This is a genomic window from Microbacterium sp. CGR1, assembly GCF_001266755.1.
Lineage (GTDB): Bacteria > Actinomycetota > Actinomycetes > Actinomycetales > Microbacteriaceae > Microbacterium.
The window spans coordinates 1,539,732-1,555,599 of record NZ_CP012299.1 but is presented as its reverse complement, the minus strand read 5'-3'; the positions used below and the strand labels follow the sequence as shown (position 1 = coordinate 1,555,599).

Genomic DNA, 15,868 nt, shown 5'->3' with positions numbered 1-15,868 from the left:
GATGGGGGCGATGACCGACACGGCGCCCACGACGACCTCGGAGCGGAGGCTGCGACGCGAGATCTGCCGCCGGCTCGTGCGGGCTCCGCTCGCGTGGGGAGTGCTCCTGCTGGTGGCCGCGACGGTGTGGACGATCGCGGGCGACGACCTGAGCTTCTTCCCGTTCCTGCTCATGCTGCTCGGCGGCTGGAGCATCGCCTTCTCCTTCGTCAACGCGACGATGGACATGCGCCCGGTGCGCGCCGGCGTCGCCGTGCACCTGGGTGTCGCCGTGGTGCTGACGGCTGTGATGATCGTCGTGATCGACGCCGGGAGCGAGCTGCTCGCCGGCCTGCCCGAACCCGTGCGGGCGGTCATCGTCGTGCTGCAGATCGCCGCCGGTCCCGCCGCGGGATGGATCTGGCTGGGCCTTCTGTCGCGTGTCACAGACCGCATCGGACAGCGTGATGCCCTCAGGCGCCCGTCTCCTGTCGCACCCGAATGGGAGCGTGACGAGAACGGCGACGGATCCCACGTCCAGTTCTCTGCCCTCGACCTGCGCATGCGGGCGCTGACGGTCGCCATCGTGGCGGTGGTCCTCGTCGTCGGCACCGCGGGCACCGTGCTGCTCATCGCATTCGACGACGCGGTGATGCACATGGGCGCCCGCCTCGCGATCATCCTCACGGGCGCGGTCGTCGGACTGCCGGTCTATCTGATGCTCCGCGCCGTGCTGAGGCGACGGACGCTGTCCTGCAGCGTCGCGTTCGGCGATGACGATCTGCGCATCCGCGCCGGAAACGCGACCCACCGCATCCCCTTCCGGCAGCTGCAGCATCTCGTCTGGCGGACGCGATCGGACTACGCCCGCATCGAGGTGCGCGGCGCGGGCGTCGACCTCTCGCTGATCGCCGGGCTCGCGAAGCCGCCGTCGGGCCGCACGGCCGAACTGCCCGCGCTTCCGCGTCGGGTCTTCCGACGACTCGAGCTCGCAGGGCTCGACGTGGAGCGTTCGCGCCGTGATGAGGTTGTGACGTTCTCGCCGCGCCAGAGCGCGCACGCGAGTACACGATGACACGCGCGTCGGGGTACGGTTTCCTTCATGGGAAGACTGCGATATGACGGCACTTCGGAGCCGATCCTCATCGACGACGAGACGCTCGCTCATCTGAAGGTCATCGTCGGCACGAAGCTCCGTCGCCAGGAGAGCTTCATGATGACCTGGCATCCTCGCGAAGGCGGCGACCCCGGCCGTCTCACCGTCTGGATGCACCCGGCGATCCCGCTGCAGTTCCTCTTCACCTCTCCGGACCCGCACAACATCGAGAAGGCGCGCATCGAAGAGATGATGCGCGCTCTCAACGCGACGGGCGAGCTCGTGATCGACGACTACGTGCAGCCGAAGGCTGACAGCGGGAGCGCGCCGAAGTCCTGAACTACTCCGCGGGGTATCCGTCTGCCTGGAGACTGCGGGCCAGGTGCACGGCATTGCGCACTGCCGTCGCCGTGGCCTGCGCGACCTTCTCAGGGGTCGTGGAGAGCTCCTTGTAGTCGACGGTCTGCATCGCCTCGCCGTTCCAGTAGATCGACGACTGGGCGGGCAGCGAGTACCCGACGTCGTTCAGCGCCTGGAACAGGATCGCGGCGATGTGGTGTGCTCCATCCTCGTTGCCGACGATTCCGGCGATCGCGACCTTGTCGAAGAGGATCGGTCGGCCCGCATCGTCGGTCTCGCTCAGTTCGGCGTCGAGGCGTTCCAGCACCCGCTGCGCGACACTCGAGTGCTGGCCCATCCAGGTGGGGGTCAGGAACACGAGGATGTCGGCCGCCAGCACCTGCTCGCGCAGAGTCGGCCATTCATCGCCTTCGCCCATGTCGGTCTCGACGCCGGGGCTGATCGAGTGATCGACGGCGCGCACCAGCTGGCCGGCGACTCCGTGCTCCGCGAGAGCTTGCAGGATCTGGGACCCCAGGAGGTCGCTGCTCGATTCCGCGGGAGACGGCTTGAGGGTGCAGGAGATGGCGAGGGCAGTCAGTCGTGTGCTCATCCCTGCACGCAATCACCCCCGCGGGCGATCGCCCAGGGGGTTTCGTCGCTGCCGCGTGTGCGCTAGGCGGTATCCTGGATGACGGCCGCTACGACAGGAGATCCCGTGATCCTCAGCTTCATCTTCTTCATGATCCTCTTCCTCGGAGGCATCTGGCTCATGGGGCTCGCGCAGTCGCTCGAGGACTTCCAGGCGATCGTCTTCATCGCCGGCCTGCTCATCGTGAGTCTGTCGCTCGCGTTCGTGATGCGCGCCAGCGGCTCGGCCACCCGTCGCAAGGACAACTGGTCGGGCAACGCCACCGAGTAGTCAGGCGCGTCTGGCCAGCCTCGCCTCGAGGTTGGCCTTCACCGCGGGCCACTCGGGCTCGATGATCGAGAACTCGACGCTGTCGCGCAGCGCGCCGTTGCGGTATCGGCTCATCGCGCGCATGACACCGTCCTGCTTCGCTCCCAGACGTTCGATCGCCGCCCGCGACTGGAAGTTGACCCACTGCGTCGTCAAGCCCACACGGAACACGCCGAGGTCCTCGAACGCGTGCCGGAGCAGCAGCAGCTTCGACTCGGCGTTGGTGCCGGTGCCGTGGGCCGACGGGCGATTCCAGGTGTAGCCGATGTGCAGCCGGGGGACGTCGGCCTCCAGGTCGTAATAGGACGTGAGGCCGAGGATCCGTCCTTCGGCGTCGAACGCGGTGAACGGGATCATCCCACCGGTCTCGATCAGGCCGATCCGACGGTCGATCTCGGCGGCGAGCCCGTCGGGGGAGGGCACCGAGGTGTACCACGCCTGCTTCCACAGCTCACCCTCGAGCAGCGCATCGAGGAGGCCGTCGTGATGAGACGTCTCCAGAGGTCGGAGTTCGACGAGGCGGCCGGTGAGGGTGATCGGGGCCGGGGCGGTGCGGAAGGTCATGCAGCCATTCAATCAGCGCCGCGCCCGGCGCCATGTCACACGATCGGGGCGCGATGCTCCCATTGGCCCCGCCCCATCCTCGCGCCGACGTACGTGGTGTCCCCGACGCGACGCAGCAGCCGTCGATATGCGGTCACGAGCTCGACGGTCACTCCCAGCTCGAAGGCGAGGCTGGCGGGGTGGGTGCCTCGCGCTCTCTCGGCCTCGGCGTACGCGTCGGCGTCGATCAGCAGTCGGGCCGCCCACTCGTCTGCTCGGCGCTCCTGTCGCGCGCGGATCGACGAATCCGCTGTGGGGGTGTGACCGAGCATCGCGTGCCCGAGCTCGTGCGCGATCACGCTGGATGTGGCCCTCGCGCTGAGACCGGGGGTGACCCGGATGGTCGCGGTGTGCGGTTCGTAGCCGCCGGGGCGCCGACCTCGACGTTCGATGAGGTGCAGCCCGTTCTCTTCGAGCAGGCGAAGGAGGGCCTCCATGATCCTCCTCGCCGGGTGGTCGTCAGTCGTAGAGATCGTCGGTGTCGTCAGCGTGCGCGAGAGGAGACTCGAACGCGACTTCGGATTCATCCTGGCGTCGACCACGGACATCGGTGCGGGGGTGCAGGGCGGTGATCGTGGCGCCGCCGCGGAAGCCCTCGGAACGGAGCCGCTCTTCGGCACGCGTGATCACCACGTGCGGTGCGATGTCGAGGGCCGCGCTGACCGCGTACAGGATGGGAACCGGGATCGAGCGCTTGCCCGTGACGTAGTTGTCGAGAGCGCTCCTCGCGATGCCGACCTCGCGCGCCATCGCGGCGATGCTGCTTCCGGCGGCGGCGATCTCGGCGCGGAGCTGGCGGCCTACCGCCGCATTGAACTGCTCGCCCGGTGTCTTCACGTGAGTCACGATAGCACCGGCATGAAGCCAGGATGCCGTCATACTGGTGCGCTGAACGCTTGTCGCACCCCGTATGCGGCGATACTGTCTATGAATGACGACAGATGTGCGACGTGCGGTGGCGAATGCGATCGAAGAAGAACTGCGTCGCGGGGGCCGGGACACACCCTGGCTCTCCGATCGAGCGGGAATCGCCCGCGCAGCGCTCCGCAGGAAGCTCGCGGGTGAGGCCGACTTCACCGTTGCCGATCTGGCCGACATCGCGCAGGCGCTCGACATATCGGTCGCGCGGCTCACGCCCTGACCGCACTAGCGTGGGGGTATGAAGACCATCCCCTTCGGATCCGCCACAGCCCCCGCCGTCGTCGCAGGAATGATGCGCATCGATGACAAGGATGATGCGCAGATCCGTGAACTGTACGACACCGCCCGCAGTGCCGGCATCGACTTCTTCGATCATGCCGACATCTACGGCGGCAGCATGCACTTCTGCGAAAGCCGCTTCGCCGATGCGCTGGACCTCACGGCCGCCGAGCGCGACGAGATCGTGCTGCAGACCAAGTGCGGCATCCACCCCGCCGAGGGCACGTTCGACTTCTCATACGAGCACATCGTCCGCCAGGTCGAGGGGTCGCTCGCGGCGCTTCGCACAGACCACATCGACGTTCTCCTGCTGCACCGCCCCGACGCGCTGGTCGAGCCCGAGGAGGTCGCCAGGGCGTTCGACGAGCTCGAGGCCGCGGGCAAGGTCCGCTCGTTCGGCGTCTCGAACCACACGCCGCGGCAGATCGACCTCCTGCGCACCGCGGTCACTCAGCCCCTGGTCGCCAATCAGCTGCAGCTGTCGATCACGCACGCGCCGATCCTCGCGCAGCCGGTCGCCGCGAACATGGCAGGCGAGGACCAGAGCATCGTCCGCGACGGCGGAGGCATCGTCGAGTACTGCCGCATCAACGGCATCACGATCCAGGCATGGTCGCCCTTCCAGGGCGGCTTCTTCACGGGGGTGTTCCTCGGCAACCCCGAGTATGCCGAGCTCAACGCCGTGATCGATCGGCTGGCTGCGTCGTACGCGGTCGCACCGATCGCGATCGCGACGGCGTGGATCACGCGTCACCCCGCGAAGACGCAGGTCGTGCTCGGAACCACGACCCCGCAGCGGGTGCAGGATGCCGCTGCCGGCGCCGACATCGAGCTCACGCGCGCCGAGTGGTACGAGCTCTTCCGCGCGGCGGGTCACCTGCTCCCGTAGCAGGCGCGCGAGACGCGGGCGTCGTCTACCCTGAACACATGCCGTTCCTGTTCTCGCTCCTCGTCATCGCGCTGATGATCGGCGCGCTGGTCGACATCATCCGCCGAGACGACGCGCAGGTGAGATTCCTGCCGAAGATGGCGTGGATCATCATCGTGATCCTCCTGCCGCTGATCGGCGGTCTGCTGTGGTTCGCGATCGGCAGGGAGTACTCGGAGGCGGGTCTGCGGCTGCCCCGGATGCGGCCGGCTGCGCGCCCCGCGACCCGCCGACCGGAGCCACGCCAGGCCCCGCCGGTCGACGCTCGCAGCACGGAGCAGCAGATCGCGGATCTCGATCGTGAGATCGAGGAGTGGCGGCTGCGTCAGGAGATCGAGAAGCGCCGGCGAGACGAGGGCGACGCGTCGTCGAGCGGGGCCGCGGACACGTCGAGCTAGCCGACGCGCTCGAGATCGAAGGACTCCCGCAGGGCGTCTTCGAGGTGGGGATACGCGAACTCGAACCCGGCGAGCGTCAGCTTCTCGGGGATGACCCACCGGCTCTTGAGGATCAGCTCGGTCTCGGTGCGGATGCCGATGGCGCCGAGCTCGAGCATCCACCGAGGCATCGGCGGACCGACGCGCACCTCCAGCAACCGCCGCACGGTGGCCATGAAGTCGGCGTTGTCGGTCGGATTCGGAGATGCGGCGTTCACGGGCCCGTCGAGGGTCGGCGTGACCTCGAGGAAATCGATGATGCGGGCGACGTCCTCGACGTGCACCCAGCTGAACCGCTGTCGTCCGCGGCGTGCGCCGGGGCGGTGGCCCGTGCCCGCGGCGCGGCGTGCGCGGCTGATCGGCCAGCGCCCGTCGTGCTGCGCCCCTCCGAGGCCGAGTCGTGCCAGGTTCTTCAGCGGGCCGAGCACGCCGCCGTGGCCGAGCACGATCGCACTGCGCAGGGCCACCCGCCGCGTCCGGGGGAGGTCGTCCGCGAACAGCGCGCGCTCCCACGCCTTGGCCACCTCGACGGAGAACCCCGTGCCGATCTCGCCCGACGACTCGGTCATCGGACGCTCTTCGGCATGACGGTAGATGGTCGCCGTCGAGGAGTTGACCCACAGTGGGGGAGGATTCGCGGCCTTCGCGATGGCGGAGCTCAGCGACGAGGTCGTGTCGAGCCGCGAGCGGAAGATCGCGGCGCGGTTCTCGGGCGTATAGCGGCAGTTCACGCTCTTGCCCGCCAGGCCGATCACGAGCGACGCACCGTCGACGGCCCGATCGATCGCCGCCTGGTCTCCCCAGGAGATGTCGGCGCCGGATCGCGAGACGGTGATCACCTCCCGCCCCGCTGACCGCAGACGGGGGATCAGGTACTGCCCCATGAAGCCGGTCGATCCGCCGATCACGACGGGTCCTGCGGAGCGGGGCATCGGATCCGTCACGGGGTCTCGCTCTCGATCGCGTACTCGAAGAATCCCGTGTACTCGTAGACGCGGCCGAGCAGCGGGGCGTCGATGGTCATGTTCACGTGGTGCCGCTCGCGCTGTTCGTCCCAGCGCTCGACGAGACCGATGCGCGGACTCAGGAAGCGCGGAGCGGTGATGCGCAGCCGCCCGAACCGCATCCCGACCCGGCGGATGGTCAGCACGACGGCACCGTCACGCACGTCGATGTCGAAGGTCGTGACGACCGTGCGACGGGGGCCGATCTCGTTGCGGAGGATGCGGTTCGCGCCGAGGGAGACGACGTCGGGCATGACCCAGGTGCGTCCTGGGAGATCGAAGTGCCTGACTGCCAGCGCCTCGCCCGCGACCGTGCGGTTCTCGATGCGGAACGGGACGTCGTGTTCCCATCCGGCGAACGCGACTCCGAGGGATTCCGCGATGCGGAACACCGGCCACAACCAGCGATGGCGCGAGCCCGCGCTCGTGAACACGCCCGTGCCGACTCCGACATGCCCGTCGGGGATGGTGCGAAAGTACCAGGCGGTCTTCGGGTGGAGTTCCGAGATGCGCTCGCCGAGCGCGCGCTCGTAGGGCGACCGTCGATCAGTGCCGGGTGCTGTCACACCCTCACCCTAGCGAGAGGTCGGACGCAGCAGTCGATCGAGCAGGGCGAGTGCCTCATGCTGCGGCGCGGTGTCGTCGAGGAGCCACTGCGTCTGCAGGCCGTCGGAGGCGGCCACGACCAGGGCGGCGACGGCCTCGGCATCCACGTCCTCGCGTATGAGACCCGTGTCCTGCTGTTCTCGCACGAGCGCGGCCATGTCCGTGCGCAACCGCGCGAAGCGCGTCGTCGCGAACTTGCGGGCAGCCGGGTGCCCTTCTTCGAGTGCGGTCGCGACGAGCATGGAGTAGAGCTGGACGAGCCCGGGGACCTCGCGGTTGGTGCGCGCGGACTCGATCATCCGCTCGACCGGGGTCGCCTCGGCCGGGAGGGCGTCGGGCTGCTGGCGACCGGGCGCCGTGCTCTCCTGGTAGACCGCGACGAGCAGCTCCTCCAGCGACCCGAAGTAGTGGGTGAGGGCCGCGTGAGTGACGCCGACGGCACTGGCGATGGAGCGGAGGCTCGTGCGGTCGGCTCCGCGTGCGGCGAAGACCTCGATGGCGCGATCGAGGATCTCCTGGCGACGGGCGATGCCCTTCGCGTAGGCACCGCGCTGCCGCGGGCGATCCTGATCCTGACTCATGAGGCGAGTCTACAGATTGAAAACTTCCGCGCGGAGGTATTTGGTGATAGCGTGCTCGGACAGACGGGTGAAGGCAGCCCGCACGTCACCGACGACCGAAGGAGACCCCGTGGCGATTCAGACTTCCATCCAGCTGTTCACGATCAAGGATCAGCTCGAGACCGACCTCGAAGGCTCGCTGAAAGAGGTGGCCGCCAGAGGCTTCACGGCCGTCGAGCCCTACGACTTCGTGCGCCGGGCTCAGCCGCTCGCCGACGCCCTGTCTGCGGCGGGCCTGACCGCTCCCTCCGGCCACGCATTCCTCGCCTCCGAGTCGTTCGTCAACCCGGACGGCAGTGGAACCACTCTTCCGGTGCCGTCGTCCGCCGAGGTGTTCGCCGCGGCGAAGGTGCTCGGCATGGGCACCGTCATCGACCCTTATACGGAGCCCGCGCGCTGGGAGTCGATCGAGCAGATCGAGGAGACCGCGCGCCTGCTCAACGAGGCGGCCGCCGTCGGCGCGACCGTCGACGTGCGCGTCGGCTACCACAACCACGCCCATGAGCTCGAGGCCGTCTTCGACGGCGTCACCGGGCTCGAGGTGCTCGCCGGCCTGCTCGACGAGCGTGTCGTGCTCGAGGTCGACCTCTACTGGGTCGCACGCGGCGGGGTCGACCCGGTCGCCCTGCTGCAGCGCCTCGGGGACCGCGTGATCGCGGTGCACGCCAAGGACGGCACGCTCGATCCCGCGCTCCTGAGCGCCTACCCGCCCGCCGATCAGGTGGCAGCCGGCGAGGGCACCGTGCCGCTCCTCGAGGCCATCGCGGCCGCCCCCGCTCTCGAGCTCGCGATCGTCGAGTTCGACCACTTCGACGGCGACCTCTGGGATGCGGTCGAGCGCAGCCGCGTCTACCTCGACGAGAAGGTCGCCGGCTGATGGCGATCGGGAACGGACCCGTCGGCGTCGGGATCATCGGCGCGGGCAACATCAGTGACCAGTATCTGTCGAACCTCACGACCTTCCCCGACGTGCGCGTGATCGCCGTCGGCGATCTGCTCGAGGACCGCGCGAAGGCGCAGGCCGAGAAGTACGGCGTTCCTCGCGCGGGCGGTGTCGAGCTCGTGCTGAACGACCCCGAGATCGACATCGTCGTGAACCTGACTATCCCCGCCGTGCACGTCGAGGTGTCGGAGGCGATCCTCGCCGCCGGCAAGCACGTGTGGACGGAGAAGCCGATCGGCGTCAGCCGCGACGAGTCGCAGCGCCTGCTGCAGAGGGCGGAGGCCGCCGGTCTCCGTGTCGGCGTCGCCCCCGACACCGTGCTCGGACCCGGCGTGCAGACCGCGAAGCGCGCGATCGCCCGCGGCGACATCGGTCGTCCCCTCTTCGCCCAGACCACGTTCCAGTGGCAGGGGCCGGAGATCTTCCATCCGAACCCCGCGTTCCTGTATGCCAAGGGTGCGGGTCCGCTGCTCGACATGGGGCCGTACTACGTCTCGGCGCTCGTGCACGTGTTCGGTCCGGTGGCGGCCGTCGCAGCCCTCGGACTCCAGGGTGCTCCGACGCGCACGGTGCAGGTGGGAGAGCTCGCCGGACAGGAGTTCCCGGTCGAGATCCCGTCGACGCTGAGCGTGCTGATGGACTTCGAGCAGGGCGGACAGGCGCAGAGCCTCTACAGCACCGACTCACCTCTGCTGCGCCAGGGCATCGTCGAGATCACGGGCACCGAGGGCACGATCGTGATCCCCGACCCCAACACGTTCGGCGGACCGATCACGATCACGCGACCGCTGTCCCGCGTGTTCGTGCCGCCGGAGCCGACCGTGCAGGACGTCGTCGACGTCGAGCAGGAGGGCGTGCTCTCGGGACGCGGCGTCGGTCTGCTGGACATGGCGCGGTCGATCGCCGCCGGCCGGACGCATGTCGCCACGGGGGAATTCGGCTATCACGTGCTCGACACGCTGCTGTCGATCGAAGAGGCCGCCGAGTCGCGCAGCTTCGTGCAGGTCGAGAGCACGATCGACGAGGTGGGCTCGCTGGATGCCGACTTCGATCCGTTCGAGGCGACTCTCTGAGGTCAGCCGGTGTGGCGGCGGCGGTGCGGTCAGCGCGCCTTCGTCGCCACATAGCGGTCGACGTTCGCGGGTGAGAGCACCTCGCGGGCGACCATGATCGCGGCGCCCAGCACGGCGGCCCGGTCACCCGCCTGCGACTGCACGATGGCGAGGTGCTGGGTCGCCAGGGGGATGGATCGTCGATAGACGACCTCGCGCACCCCGGCGAGAAGGTGCTCGCCGGCGCGGGCGATGCTGCCGCCCAGCACGATGATCGACGGGTTGAGCAGATTGACGACGGTCGCGAGCACCTCGCCGACATCTCGGCCGGCCTGACGGGTCGCCTCGATCGCAGCGGCATTGCCCGAGCGGACGAGGTCGACCACATCTGCGGGACTGTGCGCCGCAAGCCCGGCCTCCCGCAGAGCTGCCGCCAGCGCCGACCCGCTCGCGAGCGCTTCGAGGTCGCGCTCGTCGCCGGGCTCCCTCGTCGAGCCTGCGCCGCTCGGCACCTGGACGTGCCCCAGATCGCCGGCCGATCCCTGCGCGCCGCGCTGCAGCTGTCCGCCGGCGATGATGCCGGACCCGATGCCGGTCGAGACCTTGACGAACACGAGGTCGTCGACGTGCGGCCACGTGGTGGCCTGCTCGCCGAGCGCGAGGATGTTCACGTCGTTGTCGACGAGCACCGGCACGTCGAACGTGCGCTGCACATAGGCGGGGATGTCGAAGCGGTCCCAGCCGGGCATGATCGGCGGGTTGGTCGGTCGCCCGGTCGAATGCTCGACGGGACCGGGCACGCCGATGCCTACCCCGAGCAGCGGGATGCCGGCAGCGCGAGAGGCCTCGAGGAGAGCGCCCGCATCGTCGAGGATCAGATCGAGGAGGCTCTCGGGCCCGTCGCCGATGTCGATCGTGCGGGTGCGCGAGCCGAGGATCACGCCGGCGAGATCGGCGACGGCACTGGTGGCGTGAGTGGCACCGAGGTCGACGGCGAGCACGACTCCGGCACGGGAGTTGAAGGCGAGTCGCGCAGGCGGTCGGCCGCCCGTCGAGACAGCCTCGCCTGCCGGTCGCAGGAGGTCGGCGGCGAGCAGGGCATCGACCCGCAGCGCGACGGTCGACCGCGCGAGACCCGTGATGGTCGCGAGCTCGGCTTTGGTGCGGGCGGTGCCGTCGCGAAGGATCTGGAAGATCTCGCCCGCCCCGGGATTCGCCGCCGCGGCGGTGCGGAGTGCGTCGACCATTGCGTCAGTAAACCACAGACTTGCGCCACCGCTCGGTCGACTTCCGATTCGTTACGAAGAACTTTTGACGAATACCTAGCAAAAGTCGAGGAGCCGTGTCAGACTCACCGCCATGACAACGGATGTCACAGACACCGGTCTCGGGACGATCCGAGTCGGCATCCTCGGCGGGGGATTCATGGCTCGCGTGCATCGCACCGCGGCCAGGGACGCGGGAGGCGAGTTCCGCGCCGTCGCCACCGGCTCCCTCGCGGGCGGGCGTCAGGCCGCGGACGAACTCGGCGCCGTGCGTGCTGAGGCCGATGCCGCCGCTCTCCTCGCGGCCGATGACATCGACGTCGTCCACATCTGCACCCCCAACGCCACGCACGCCGGACTTGCGCTGCGCGCGCTCGAAGCCGGCAAGCATGTCATCTGCGAGAAGCCCCTCGCCACGAACGCTGCGGACGCCCGTGAACTCGCACGGGTCGCCGGATCTCTCGGCCGCGTCACCGCGGTTCCCTTCGTCTACCGCTACCACCCGATGGTGCGGGAGGCGCGGGCCCGCGTCGCCCTGGGCGGCATCGGGGAGCTCCTCACCCTCGACTGCTCGTACCTGCAGGACTGGATGCTCCTCTCCACCGACGATGACTGGCGGGTGCGGTCGGCATCCGGCGGGGCATCACGGGCGTTCGCCGACATCGGCTCGCACCTCTGCGACCTCATCGAGTTCGTGACGGGCCAGAGGATCCGGTCGCTCAGTGCCCGCACCCGCCGGGTGTTCGCCGAGCGAGCCGGACGGGCGGTCGACACGGAGGACATCGTCGCGATCCTCGTCGAGACCGAGTCCGGTGCCCTGGGCACCCTGCTCGTCTCGCAGATGGCCGCCGGACGCAAGAACGCCCTGACTCTCGAACTCCACGGGACCAGGCAGACCCTGCGCTTCGAGCAGGAGCGCCCGGAGGAGCTGTGGATCGGCATGAGAGAGGAGTCCCGGCTGCTGCTGCGCGACCCCTCCACCGCATCGCCCGACTCGGCTCGTCTGCAGCGGGTGCCCTCGGGGCATGCCATGGGCTATCAGGACGCGTTCAACGGCTTCATCGCCGACGTGTATGCGGCGATCGGCGGCGCGACCCCCGACGGGCTGCCCACGTTCGAGGACGGTGTCCGCTCGGCGGTGCTCACCGAGGCGGTCCTCGCCTCGGCGGCCGCGGACGGACGATGGACGGAGGTGGCGGCATGACCGCGACGATCACACAGCCGGTGCTCGAGGTCTCGGGCATCCGCAAGTCGTTCTTCGGAGTGGAGGTGCTGAAGGGCATCGACTTCGATGTGCGTCCGGGGGAGGTGCACGGACTCGTCGGCGAGAACGGCGCGGGCAAGTCCACGCTCATGAAGATCATCGCCGGGGTGCAGCCCGCCGACGACGGCGTGGTGCGCTACCGCGGTGCGGAGGTGCGGCACGCACACCCGCGGCAGGCGATGGATGACGGCATCGTGACCGTCTTCCAGGAGTTCACGCTGCTGCCCGAGCGCACGGTCGCGCAGAACGTGTATCTCGGACGTGAGCCCCGACGCGGCGGCTTCGTCGATCAGAAGGCGATGATCCGTCGCACCGGCGAGCTCCTCGCCGACCTCGGCGTCTCGTTCATCGACCCGCAGGCCCGGGTCGGTTCACTGACCGTCGCCGAGCAGCAGATCGTCGAGATCGTCAAGGCGCTGTCGTTCGAGGCGCAGGTCATCTCGATGGACGAGCCCACCGCCGCGCTGAGCGACCGCGAGGTCGAACTGCTGTACGCGATCATCCGCCGGCTCACGTCTCGCGGGGTGGCGGTGATCTACGTCTCGCACCGGCTCAAGGAGATCTTCGACCTGTGCGACCGCATCACGATCCTCAAAGACGGCGCGCTGGTCTCGACCGATGAGACGAGCGCCCTGACGACCGACGAACTCGTGCGCCGAATGGTCGGCCGATCCATCCAGTCGTACTACCCGGATGCCGTGGCCGGCACCGTCGTCGGCGAGCCGCGGCTCGAGCTCGACGGCTGCGGCAACGCCTTCGTCGACGGCGTCTCGCTCACCCTCCGCGCCGGGGAGATCGTCGGGATCGCCGGGCTCCAGGGGTCCGGACGCACCGAACTGGTCGAGGGGATCTTCGGCATCGACCCGTTCGTGCGGGGCTCGATGCGGGTCGACGGCTCATCCACGCGCATCACGAGCGCCAGGGCGGCGGTGCGCGCGGGACTCGCCCTCGTCTCGGAGGATCGCAAGGCCCAGGGACTGGCGCTCGGGCAGTCGGTGCTCGACAACACCCTGCTCGTGATCCGCAGCGTCTTCACCGCTCGCACCGCCTCGTCCCGTCGAGAGGTGCCGGGGGTGCTCAGCTCGCTGGAGATCAGCTCCCGCGGTCTCGACCAGGAGGTGCGCTTCCTCTCGGGCGGCAACCAGCAGAAGGTCGTGCTCGCCAAGTGGCTGCTCACACAGCCGCAGATCGTGCTCTTCGACGAGCCGACCCGCGGCATCGATGTCGGTGCGAAGTACGCGGTGTACCAGCTCATGCGCGACCTCGCGGCACAGGGCAAGGCGGTACTGATGGTGTCGAGCGAGCTGCCGGAGGTGATCGGCATGAGCGATCGGATCCTCGTGATGCACGACGGCGAGCTGGTCGCCGAGCTGCCGGCGGGTTCCGCGGAGCACGAGATCCTCGGCGCAGCCACGGGCGCGACGGTCGACGGGGGTGCACGATGAAGAGAGTGCGGATCGACTCGACCGTCATCGTGCTCGGGATCCTCATCCTGACGCTCATCGTCGGCGCCATCCTCGTCGGCACCGTCGGTCGCAACTTCTTCAGCCCCGGCAACATCCGCGACATCCTCACCGGCATGAGCGTCCTCGGGCTCGTCGCGATCGGGCAGACCCTCGTGGTGCTGGGCGCGTCGCTCGACCTGTCGGTGACCTATGTCGTGAGTCTGTCGAGCCTCCTGGCGGCGACGATCATGAACGGCAACCCCGGGAACATCCCGGCCGCGGTCTCGATCACTCTGCTCGTCTGCGCCGGGATCGGTCTGGTCAACGGACTCATCGTCACCGTGCTGAAGGTCAACGGGTTCATCGCGACGCTCGGCGTGGGGCTGATCCTGCAGGGGATCCTGAACACCAACTTCGAGGGCTCGGCGGGCAGCGTGCCGTGGGAGTTCCAGCTCATCGGCGCCACCGGCGTCGGGCCCGTGCCGGTGGCGCCGATCATCATGATCGCGCTCGCCGTCGTCGTCTGGCTGCTGCTGAACCGCACGCGCACCGGCGCCCACCTGTATGCGGTCGGCGGCGACCCCGAGATCGCGCGCCTGTCGGGGGTGCGCACCCGCCCGCCGCTGATCGCCGCGCACGTGCTGTGCTCCGTCTTCGCGGGCCTCGCCGGCCTGCTGCTCGCCAGCCGTCTCGGCGTCGGCAGTCCCACGGTCGGCCAGCAGGGCGGCTACGCGCTGCTGTCGATCGCAGCCGTCGTGCTCGGAGGCACCCTGCTGCTCGGCGGACGCGGTTCGATCTGGGGTGCGATCGGCGGTGTCGCGATCCTCGCGGTCGTCGACAACGTGATGAGCGTCATGCAGGTCAACCCGTTCCTGAAGGACGTCGTCCGCGGCGTGGTGATCGTCGCCGCGGTGGCCGTCTACAGTCGTCGGTCGATCGTCAGTCGCCGTCCGCGTTTCGGCGCCGGCGGCACGAGAACCGGGGGAGACGACGCCGCCAAGGCGGCCGAGTCCGAGATGGCGGCCGCAGCATCCGAACTCGCCGATACGAGCACCGTCCCGGAAGGAGGCCGGTCGTGAACACTCTGCGCACACTCGTGAGCCCTCGGGGCGCGGTGTTCCTGCTGCTGGTGATCCTGCTCGTCGCCGTCATGATCCTCAACCCGAGCTTCGCGGAGCCGGGGCAGTTCATGAGGTTCATCCAGCGCGTCGCACCGATCGCCATCGTCGCGATCGGCCAGTACTTCGTCATCATCGCGGGCGAGTTCGACCTGTCGCAGGGCTCGCTGATCACCGCGCAGGTGATCGTCGCCGGCAACCTCGTCGGGCAGGACGACTCCCGCACCGTGCCCGTGCTGCTGCTCATGATCGTCTTCGGGGTGGTCGTCGGACTCGTGAACGGTGTCATCACCACGCTGCTCAAGGTGCCCTCCTTCATCGTCACGCTGGGCATGATGCTCGCCCTTCTCGGCGGCGTCATGTGGTGGACCGGGGGAGCGGCCACGGGCAACCCGGCTGACAGCTTCCGCGAGATCGGTCGTGGCGGCATCCGTGACGTGCCGGTGCTCGAGTTCATCCCCTGGGCGGTGTTCATCCTGATCGGGTGGCTCGCGCTGGGCATCTGGATCACCAAGCGCCCGCTCGGCAAGCTCCTCATCGCGGTCGGCGACAACTCGACCGCGGTCGACTTCGCCGGCGCGCGCAGCGCCTGGGTGACGACACGGGCGTTCGTGATCTCGTCGCTCTCGGCCACGCTCTCCGCCGTGCTGCTCGTCGGGTACGCCGGGGTGCATCCCTCGGTCGGCCGCGGCTACGAGTTCGTCGCCATCACCGCCGTCGTCCTCGGCGGGGTCGTGCTCGGCGGAGGCCGGGGATGGATCGTCGCGGCGGCGGCGGGAGCCTTCGCGCTCGAGGCCCTCTTCATGCTGCTGAACATCGCGGGGGTCCCTTCGACGCTGCGAGACGCCGTGCAGGGCGTGATCATCATCGCCGCAGTGGCGTACTCCGCGGTCGCCTTCCGGGCACGGCGCCGGCGAGGCCCGCAGCCGTCTCCGGACGTTCCGCGCACAGAGACCTCAGAACCCGTAACAACCAGCACCATCCACACAGAAACCAGAGGAGATTAGC

At 69.0% G+C, this 15,868-nt stretch carries 20 protein-coding genes; 12 read left to right on the top strand and 8 right to left on the bottom strand.

The genetic code is table 11. From position 1 onward, the window contains the following. Positions 1-10: 10 nt before the first annotated feature. Together AKG07_RS07465 and AKG07_RS07460 are read left to right on the top strand one after the other, a co-directional pair. Complete coding sequence (locus AKG07_RS07465; RefSeq protein WP_053097195.1) at positions 11-1,054, top strand: hypothetical protein; 1,044 nt, start codon at positions 11-13, stop codon at positions 1,052-1,054. A 27-nt stretch (positions 1,055-1,081) separates the two neighbouring features. Next, the gene (locus AKG07_RS07460; RefSeq protein ID WP_053097194.1) at positions 1,082-1,414 is read left to right on the top strand and encodes a DUF7882 family protein; all 333 of its coding nucleotides are present in this window, start codon (positions 1,082-1,084) and stop codon (positions 1,412-1,414) included. Between the two features lies 1 nt (position 1,415). Here the strand turns inward: AKG07_RS07460 and AKG07_RS07455 are convergent, their stop codons facing one another. Beyond that, positions 1,416-2,027: a flavodoxin family protein gene (locus AKG07_RS07455; RefSeq protein ID WP_053097192.1), complete on the bottom strand. Its 612-nt coding sequence runs from the start codon at positions 2,025-2,027 to the stop codon at positions 1,416-1,418. Positions 2,028-2,132: 105 nt separating this feature from the next. On the opposite strand from AKG07_RS07455, the gene AKG07_RS07450 reads away from it, so the two are divergent. Next, the gene (locus AKG07_RS07450; RefSeq protein WP_053097189.1) at positions 2,133-2,336 is read left to right on the top strand and encodes a hypothetical protein; all 204 of its coding nucleotides are present in this window, start codon (positions 2,133-2,135) and stop codon (positions 2,334-2,336) included. Here AKG07_RS07450 and AKG07_RS07445 read toward each other — a convergent pair whose 3' ends face one another. The 3 genes from AKG07_RS07445 to AKG07_RS07435 are packed head-to-tail and all read right to left on the bottom strand — an operon-like array spanning position 2,337 to position 3,815. Continuing rightward, positions 2,337-2,939: a GNAT family N-acetyltransferase gene (locus AKG07_RS07445; protein WP_053097187.1), complete on the bottom strand. Its 603-nt coding sequence runs from the start codon at positions 2,937-2,939 to the stop codon at positions 2,337-2,339. Positions 2,940-2,974: 35 nt separating this feature from the next. Further along, positions 2,975-3,415: an ImmA/IrrE family metallo-endopeptidase gene (locus AKG07_RS07440; RefSeq protein ID WP_082297859.1), complete on the bottom strand. Its 441-nt coding sequence runs from the start codon at positions 3,413-3,415 to the stop codon at positions 2,975-2,977. Positions 3,416-3,437: 22 nt separating this feature from the next. Next, the gene (locus AKG07_RS07435) at positions 3,438-3,815 is read right to left on the bottom strand and encodes a helix-turn-helix domain-containing protein (protein WP_232224461.1); all 378 of its coding nucleotides are present in this window, start codon (positions 3,813-3,815) and stop codon (positions 3,438-3,440) included. Between the two features lie 94 nt (positions 3,816-3,909). On the opposite strand from AKG07_RS07435, the gene AKG07_RS07430 reads away from it, so the two are divergent. Genes AKG07_RS07430 through AKG07_RS07420 form a run of 3 tightly spaced genes read left to right on the top strand, consistent with a single transcriptional unit; the run spans position 3,910 to position 5,504 of the window. After that, positions 3,910-4,119, top strand: a complete 210-nt coding sequence (locus AKG07_RS07430; protein WP_053097185.1) for a helix-turn-helix domain-containing protein — start codon at positions 3,910-3,912, stop codon at positions 4,117-4,119. 18 nt (positions 4,120-4,137) lie between these two features. Next, entirely contained in the window at positions 4,138-5,067 is a 930-nt protein-coding gene (locus AKG07_RS07425) for an aldo/keto reductase (protein WP_053097183.1), read from the top strand. A gap of 38 nt (positions 5,068-5,105) precedes the next feature. Next, positions 5,106-5,504: a PLDc N-terminal domain-containing protein gene (locus AKG07_RS07420; RefSeq protein ID WP_053097181.1), complete on the top strand. Its 399-nt coding sequence runs from the start codon at positions 5,106-5,108 to the stop codon at positions 5,502-5,504. Here the strand turns inward: AKG07_RS07420 and AKG07_RS07415 are convergent. From AKG07_RS07415 to AKG07_RS07405, 3 genes are read right to left on the bottom strand one after another with little or no spacing between them, the layout of a single operon-like run. Beyond that, positions 5,501-6,475, bottom strand: a complete 975-nt coding sequence (locus tag AKG07_RS07415; RefSeq protein WP_053099193.1) for an epimerase — start codon at positions 6,473-6,475, stop codon at positions 5,501-5,503. The two genes, AKG07_RS07420 and AKG07_RS07415, sit on opposite strands and share 4 nt — an antisense overlap. Before the next feature lie 8 nt (positions 6,476-6,483). Next, positions 6,484-7,113 (bottom strand): DUF4166 domain-containing protein, encoded by a 630-nt coding sequence (locus AKG07_RS07410; protein ID WP_053097179.1) that lies wholly within the window; start codon positions 7,111-7,113, stop codon positions 6,484-6,486. A 9-nt stretch (positions 7,114-7,122) separates the two neighbouring features. Then, the gene (locus AKG07_RS07405; RefSeq protein WP_053097177.1) at positions 7,123-7,734 is read right to left on the bottom strand and encodes a TetR/AcrR family transcriptional regulator; all 612 of its coding nucleotides are present in this window, start codon (positions 7,732-7,734) and stop codon (positions 7,123-7,125) included. A 109-nt stretch (positions 7,735-7,843) separates the two neighbouring features. On the opposite strand from AKG07_RS07405, the gene AKG07_RS07400 reads away from it, so the two are divergent. Further along, positions 7,844-8,650, top strand: coding sequence for a sugar phosphate isomerase/epimerase family protein (locus tag AKG07_RS07400; protein ID WP_053097176.1), 807 nt, complete (start codon positions 7,844-7,846; stop codon positions 8,648-8,650). Further along, positions 8,650-9,789 (top strand): Gfo/Idh/MocA family protein, encoded by a 1,140-nt coding sequence (locus AKG07_RS07395; RefSeq protein WP_053097175.1) that lies wholly within the window; start codon positions 8,650-8,652, stop codon positions 9,787-9,789. Before AKG07_RS07400 ends, AKG07_RS07395 begins: the two co-directional genes overlap by 1 nt. Positions 9,790-9,818: 29 nt before the next feature. Here the strand turns inward: AKG07_RS07395 and AKG07_RS07390 are convergent, their stop codons facing one another. Then, positions 9,819-11,015 carry an ROK family transcriptional regulator gene (locus AKG07_RS07390; protein ID WP_053097174.1) on the bottom strand — a complete coding sequence of 399 codons (1,197 nt, stop codon included), beginning with the start codon at positions 11,013-11,015 and terminating at the stop codon, positions 9,819-9,821. Between the two features lie 112 nt (positions 11,016-11,127). Between AKG07_RS07390 and AKG07_RS07385 the strand changes: the two genes are divergently transcribed. From AKG07_RS07385 to AKG07_RS07370, 4 genes are read left to right on the top strand one after another with little or no spacing between them, the layout of a single operon-like run. After that, positions 11,128-12,237: a Gfo/Idh/MocA family protein gene (locus AKG07_RS07385; RefSeq protein WP_053097173.1), complete on the top strand. Its 1,110-nt coding sequence runs from the start codon at positions 11,128-11,130 to the stop codon at positions 12,235-12,237. Continuing rightward, positions 12,234-13,742, top strand: a complete 1,509-nt coding sequence (locus tag AKG07_RS07380) for a sugar ABC transporter ATP-binding protein (protein WP_053099192.1) — start codon at positions 12,234-12,236, stop codon at positions 13,740-13,742. The genes AKG07_RS07385 and AKG07_RS07380 overlap by 4 nt, the downstream gene beginning before the upstream one ends. Beyond that, the gene (locus tag AKG07_RS07375; protein ID WP_082297858.1) at positions 13,739-14,821 is read left to right on the top strand and encodes an ABC transporter permease; all 1,083 of its coding nucleotides are present in this window, start codon (positions 13,739-13,741) and stop codon (positions 14,819-14,821) included. The genes AKG07_RS07380 and AKG07_RS07375 overlap by 4 nt, the downstream gene beginning before the upstream one ends. Beyond that, positions 14,818-15,867, top strand: a complete 1,050-nt coding sequence (locus AKG07_RS07370; RefSeq protein WP_053097169.1) for an ABC transporter permease — start codon at positions 14,818-14,820, stop codon at positions 15,865-15,867. The genes AKG07_RS07375 and AKG07_RS07370 overlap by 4 nt, the downstream gene beginning before the upstream one ends. Position 15,868: the final 1 nt, after the last annotated feature.

Excerpts from the sequence above, each read along its gene's own strand:
- AKG07_RS07465 (WP_053097195.1), top strand. The coding sequence starts at position 11 with ATGACCGACACGGCGCCCACGACGACCTCGGAGCGGAGGCTGCGACGC.
- AKG07_RS07460 (WP_053097194.1), top strand. The coding sequence starts at position 1,082 with ATGGGAAGACTGCGATATGACGGCACTTCGGAGCCGATCCTCATCGAC.
- AKG07_RS07455 (WP_053097192.1), bottom strand. The coding sequence starts at position 2,027 with ATGAGCACACGACTGACTGCCCTCGCCATCTCCTGCACCCTCAAGCCG.
- AKG07_RS07445 (WP_053097187.1), bottom strand. The coding sequence starts at position 2,939 with ATGACCTTCCGCACCGCCCCGGCCCCGATCACCCTCACCGGCCGCCTC.
- AKG07_RS07440 (WP_082297859.1), bottom strand. The coding sequence starts at position 3,415 with ATGGAGGCCCTCCTTCGCCTGCTCGAAGAGAACGGGCTGCACCTCATC.
- AKG07_RS07430 (WP_053097185.1), top strand. The coding sequence starts at position 3,910 with ATGACGACAGATGTGCGACGTGCGGTGGCGAATGCGATCGAAGAAGAA.
- AKG07_RS07425 (WP_053097183.1), top strand. The coding sequence starts at position 4,138 with ATGAAGACCATCCCCTTCGGATCCGCCACAGCCCCCGCCGTCGTCGCA.
- AKG07_RS07420 (WP_053097181.1), top strand. The coding sequence starts at position 5,106 with ATGCCGTTCCTGTTCTCGCTCCTCGTCATCGCGCTGATGATCGGCGCG.
- AKG07_RS07415 (WP_053099193.1), bottom strand. The coding sequence starts at position 6,475 with ATGCCCCGCTCCGCAGGACCCGTCGTGATCGGCGGATCGACCGGCTTC.
- AKG07_RS07405 (WP_053097177.1), bottom strand. The coding sequence starts at position 7,734 with ATGAGTCAGGATCAGGATCGCCCGCGGCAGCGCGGTGCCTACGCGAAG.
- AKG07_RS07395 (WP_053097175.1), top strand. The coding sequence starts at position 8,650 with ATGGCGATCGGGAACGGACCCGTCGGCGTCGGGATCATCGGCGCGGGC.
- AKG07_RS07390 (WP_053097174.1), bottom strand. The coding sequence starts at position 11,015 with ATGGTCGACGCACTCCGCACCGCCGCGGCGGCGAATCCCGGGGCGGGC.
- AKG07_RS07385 (WP_053097173.1), top strand. The coding sequence starts at position 11,128 with ATGACAACGGATGTCACAGACACCGGTCTCGGGACGATCCGAGTCGGC.
- AKG07_RS07380 (WP_053099192.1), top strand. The coding sequence starts at position 12,234 with ATGACCGCGACGATCACACAGCCGGTGCTCGAGGTCTCGGGCATCCGC.
- AKG07_RS07375 (WP_082297858.1), top strand. The coding sequence starts at position 13,739 with ATGAAGAGAGTGCGGATCGACTCGACCGTCATCGTGCTCGGGATCCTC.